This window comes from Serratia sp. CoH_134_PS_4, assembly GCF_058190535.1.
This window is the reverse complement of the sequence record NZ_JBXWKI010000033.1, coordinates 1-4,659: the sequence shown is the minus strand read 5'-3', so window position 1 is coordinate 4,659 and position 4,659 is coordinate 1. Positions and strand designations below refer to the sequence as shown.

General features: G+C 46.9%; 4 protein-coding genes, 4 tRNA genes and 1 other RNA gene. 1 reads left to right on the top strand and 8 read right to left on the bottom strand.

Features of this window, described 5'->3' with window-relative positions; translation table 11 throughout:
- From AC2FCQ_RS24510 to AC2FCQ_RS24485, 6 genes are all read right to left on the bottom strand, one after another.
- Positions 1-122 (bottom strand): GTP-binding protein (locus AC2FCQ_RS24510; protein ID WP_004957728.1); only part of this gene is annotated, 122 nt, incomplete at its 3' end.
- Positions 123-231: 109 nt separating this feature from the next.
- Positions 232-307: transfer RNA gene (locus tag AC2FCQ_RS24505), tRNA-Thr, on the bottom strand.
- 6 nt (positions 308-313) lie between these two features.
- Positions 314-388: transfer RNA gene (locus AC2FCQ_RS24500), tRNA-Gly, on the bottom strand.
- Between the two features lie 37 nt (positions 389-425).
- Positions 426-540: non-coding RNA, RtT sRNA (locus AC2FCQ_RS24495), on the bottom strand.
- Between the two features lie 46 nt (positions 541-586).
- Positions 587-671: transfer RNA gene (locus AC2FCQ_RS24490), tRNA-Tyr, on the bottom strand.
- A 24-nt stretch (positions 672-695) separates the two neighbouring features.
- Positions 696-771, bottom strand: a tRNA-Thr gene (locus AC2FCQ_RS24485).
- A 463-nt stretch (positions 772-1,234) separates the two neighbouring features.
- Between AC2FCQ_RS24485 and coaA the strand changes: the two genes are divergently transcribed.
- Entirely contained in the window at positions 1,235-2,185 is a 951-nt protein-coding gene (coaA, locus tag AC2FCQ_RS24480; RefSeq protein ID WP_490309159.1) for a type I pantothenate kinase, read from the top strand.
- A 40-nt stretch (positions 2,186-2,225) separates the two neighbouring features.
- Here coaA and birA read toward each other — a convergent pair whose 3' ends face one another.
- Together birA and murB are read right to left on the bottom strand one after the other, a co-directional pair.
- Positions 2,226-3,188, bottom strand: a complete 963-nt coding sequence (birA, locus tag AC2FCQ_RS24475; protein ID WP_490309158.1) for a bifunctional biotin--[acetyl-CoA-carboxylase] ligase/biotin operon repressor BirA — start codon at positions 3,186-3,188, stop codon at positions 2,226-2,228.
- Positions 3,185-4,222 (bottom strand): UDP-N-acetylmuramate dehydrogenase, encoded by a 1,038-nt coding sequence (murB, locus tag AC2FCQ_RS24470; protein WP_209640605.1) that lies wholly within the window; start codon positions 4,220-4,222, stop codon positions 3,185-3,187. Before murB ends, birA begins: the two co-directional genes overlap by 4 nt.
- Positions 4,223-4,659 lie beyond the last annotated feature (437 nt).

Here is a 4,659-nt window from a genome sequence, read left to right as displayed (position 1 = left end):
CCGTAGGTTTTAGCCAGAACGGTGGTGATTGCTGCAGTCAGGGTAGTTTTACCGTGGTCAACGTGGCCGATAGTACCGACGTTAACGTGCGGTTTTGAACGTTCAAACTTTTCTTTAGACATCGATTGTCCCTCTAAGACACGGATAAATCGGTGGTATCACCACATCAACCAAGCATTTGCTTGTTGAATCCAGAACAGAAAGAAAATCAGGGGGCGAGATTATAAGAAGTGGTGCTGATAGGCAGATTCGAACTGCCGACCTCACCCTTACCAAGGGTGCGCTCTACCAACTGAGCTATATCAGCACATCTTGGAGCGGGCAGTGGGAATCGAACCCACATCATCAGCTTGGAAGGCTGAGGTAATAGCCATTATACGATGCCCGCATCCTGGAACTCGGCTACCTGACTTTTCTGTAGAATTTTTAGGGAGGAGAAGGATTGTTCGTCGCTTAACTCTCACCCTTCGGGCCGGCTGCGCTAGCGCTGCACAACTCGATTCTTGTCGAAGGCTTTCGCCTTCTCCTTCTGCAATTTAACCGTTGCGCGTTTTTCGCTGGCCAGTTAACTGCCGAAGGCAAGATATGGTGGTGGGGGAAGGATTCGAACCTTCGAAGTCTGTGACGGCAGATTTACAGTCTGCTCCCTTTGGCCGCTCGGGAACCCCACCAGATTTTAACTACTGTGACTTGATTGGTGCCGGCTACCGGAATCGAACTGGTGACCTACTGATTACAAGTCAGTTGCTCTACCAACTGAGCTAAGCCGGCATCAAGTGCAGCGCATTCTAGGTAGAGCGGACGGTCTATGCAACAAAAAAATTGCGTTAGCTGCACTTTCGCTCACAAAACGCCCAATTTTGCATGCCGCATGGCAATTCGACGTGTACGGCGTGCAAACATTAATCAGTTTCAGGCCGATTTTCTATAATCTTATTGCTCTTGCAAGAATCAATGGGGCATTTCTTCCGCCAGGTGGCTTCGAACCTTTTCGTAAATCTGTCTACAAAATGGCTGTATCGCAACATGAAAGCGGTATCGCTCTTGGTTGATACCCTTTCTCCATCGACTGCGGGCCGCTTCTCACAATTGACATAAACTCATACTAATCGCCAACTTTTTCGAAAAAAGTCTACGCCAAAAACGAAGCTGTCTATAATATGCAGCTTGTTTATTATCTGGAGTTGGCGTCCGGCGCCTTTCCCAACCTGCGTTAACAGGCAGAATTTGGCTTATGATAAAAAGAGATCAATCTTTAGCGACGCCTTATCTTCAGTTCGATCGTACCCAATGGGCTGCGCTGCGAAACTCGGTGCCGCTGACACTGTCAGAAGAAGAGATTGTTAAACTGAAAGGGATTAACGAAGATCTCTCTTTGGAAGAAGTAGCGCAGATTTATCTGCCGCTATCACGACTGTTGAACTTCTATATCAGTTCCAACCTGCGCCGTCAGGCGGTGCTTGAGCAATTTCTCGGAACCGATGGACAAAAAATCCCCTACATTATCGGCATTGCCGGCAGCGTTGCCGTTGGCAAAAGTACTACCGCTCGTTTACTGCAGGCATTGCTCAGCAGCTGGCCGGAACATCGCAGTGTAGAACTGATCACCACTGACGGCTTCTTGCATCCTAACAAGGTGCTAAACGAGCGTGGGTTGATGAAGAAAAAGGGCTTCCCACAGTCCTACGATATGCACAGCCTGGTAAAATTCGTTTCTGAAGTAAAATCCGGCGCTAAGCGCGTGACAGCCCCAGTATATTCCCACTTGATTTATGATGTCGTTCCTGAAGGGAATAAAGTCATCGAACAACCGGATATTCTTATTCTCGAAGGCCTGAACGTTTTACAAAGCGGCATGGATTATCCTCACGATCCACATCGTGTTTTTGTTTCCGACTTTGTTGATTTTTCAATATATGTCGATGCCCCTGAAGAGTTGCTACAAAGCTGGTATATCAATCGATTCCTTAAATTCCGGCAGGGCGCTTTCTCTAATCCTGACTCTTATTTCCATAATTATTCAAAGCTACCTGAGCCTGAGGCCATAAACATAGCCACCCAATTATGGACTGAGATTAACGGACTGAATTTGCATGAAAATATCTTACCAACCCGTGAGCGCGCTAGCCTGATCATGACTAAAAGCGCTAATCATGCCGTTGAAAACGTGCGATTACGGAAGTAAATAATTAATAATAAGGGGCTTAAGCCCCTTATTAAAATGATTAATCAGCACCGCGAAGAGATATTTCCCCGCCAATAAATGGCTTAATTACGCCATTCTGATCAAGCAATAACGCACCCTGTTGATCGATACCACGGGCAATACCAAAAATCTGTTGCTCACCAATTAATAACTTAACAGGTCTATCAATAAAGTTGTCTAATGCACGCCAGCGGGCAATAAATGGTGTCAAACCATCAATCTCAAACTGCTTCAACGATTGACGCAACTCATTGAGTAAGGTCGCTGCCAATTCATTACGGTCGATATTGATTCCTGCTTCCTGCAAGTTTATCCACCCTTGGTTAATCGCATTAGCATTGGTTTCCCGCATCGCCAAATTAATGCCAGCCCCAATCACCAATTGTGCCGCATCGCCGGTTTTTCCCGTTAATTCGACCAAGATGCCAGCCAGTTTGCGATCGTTGAGATATAGATCATTTGGCCATTTGACCCTGACATCTTCAGCACCGAGGTCTTTCAGCACCTCAGCCATCACTATGCCAATCACCAGACTCAGGCCCATTGCTGCCGCTGGCCCCTGATCCAGACGCCAAAACATTGAGAGATATAGATTGGCACCAAAAGGCGAGATCCATTGGCGCCCTCGCCGACCACGGCCCGCCTGCTGATACTCTGCGACACAGGCATCGCCCGACTGCAATTCAGCAATGCGATCTAACAAATATTGGTTGGTTGAATCCACAACGGGCAACACGGTAACACGCTTATCTACCAGTTGGCTGAGAATGCGTTCAGCCTCCAGCAATTGGATTGGGCCAGGTAGGCTATAACCTTTCCCCGGTACGGTAAACACGTCCAAGCCCCACTCGCGAATTGTCTGGATATGCTTGTTAATCGCTGCACGACTCATTCCCAGCAACTCACCAAGATGCTCACCAGAATGGAAGCCGCCATCAGCGAGTATGGCAATAAGCCTGAGGGGAACTTTAGTATCTTTCATGACAGGACCTCTACCGCATTTAACTCAGTATCCTTACCGATAAAGCGAACTTCGGGTTCTAACCATACATCAAACTTTGCCGCTACCGTATTGCGTACATGGCGTGCCAGGGCGACAACATCCTGGCGGGTGGCGTTATCCAAATTCACCAAAACAAGCGCCTGCTGGCTATGTACCGCCGCACCACCGATCTGATGGCCTTTCAGTTCACAGCGATCAATCAACCAGCCTGCTGCCAACTTCACCTGTCCGTCCTGCTGTGGGTAATGCGGCATGCCCGGGTATTCGGCAATCATCGCCGCGGCTTTTTCATTACTGACCAATGGGTTTTTGAAGAAACTGCCAGCATTGCCCGTCACCTTAGGATCAGGCAGCTTACTGCAGCGCATTGCGCACACAGAGTCAAACACCTGACGCGGCGTTACCGTTTCCGGATCCAACTTCGTCAGATCGCCATAATTCAGCATCGGGTTCCATTGCTTGTTCAGACGTAGGCCCACGCCAACAATAATGTGCCCCTTTTGGAAGCGGTGTTTGAAAATACTGTCACGGTAACCAAACCCACAATCTGATGCCGAAATACGGTCGATAGCCCCCGTATTCAGGTTCAACAGATCAACGTAATCACAGACGTTTTTGAGCTCTATACCATAGGCACCAATATTTTGGATTGGGGCTGATCCAACTAAACCGGGAATCAATGCAAGGTTCTCTAGCCCAGGAATTCCGGCTGCCAGAGTGCGGCAGACCAAATCATGCCAATTCTCGCCCGAACTGACATGGAGAAACCAGGCATCTTCCTCTTCTCTGATATCGATGCCTTTTAATTGATTGATCATGACCGTACCAGAAAAGTCTTCTAGGAACAGGACATTACTCCCTTCACCGAGTACCAGCAGTGGCTCTTGACGTTTCTGCGTTTTCTGCCAAACCTTGATCATTAATTCAATGGTGTCTGCAATGATCAGATGCGCTGCGTTGGCCTGGAGCGCAAAAGTATTGTGTTTTTTTAATGACGCGCTTTCAGTAGACATAACGATAATTACCTATACGGAAATGAACCTTCACCTAGTCTACTCGATTCGGCTCTCTAGGCTAATATTTGTTTTCGATGATATTGCTTTTATCTGGAGTTCATCTACAGGATAAATGCTTTCCGTTGTTTCATTAGGTAATTCCTATACATATTAATAAGATAAAGGAATTAATATAATGAACAACGTGATGAATGCCCGCAATATCTCCGATATGGGCTTTATTATCACAACTTAAACAATTCTATTCAGTCCCGCTAATATATGACTGAAGTTGCTCATTTGCTTTAAACATTACGGATAATTATAAATATAACTATTCTTTACTCGGGGAGTTTTGGAGAGGTATCTGTACCAGAGGCGCAGCGTAGCTGCGTAATCTTTTTCTTTCGCACACAGCAAAAAGGCCATCCTTGCGGATGGCCTCTTGGCTTAAT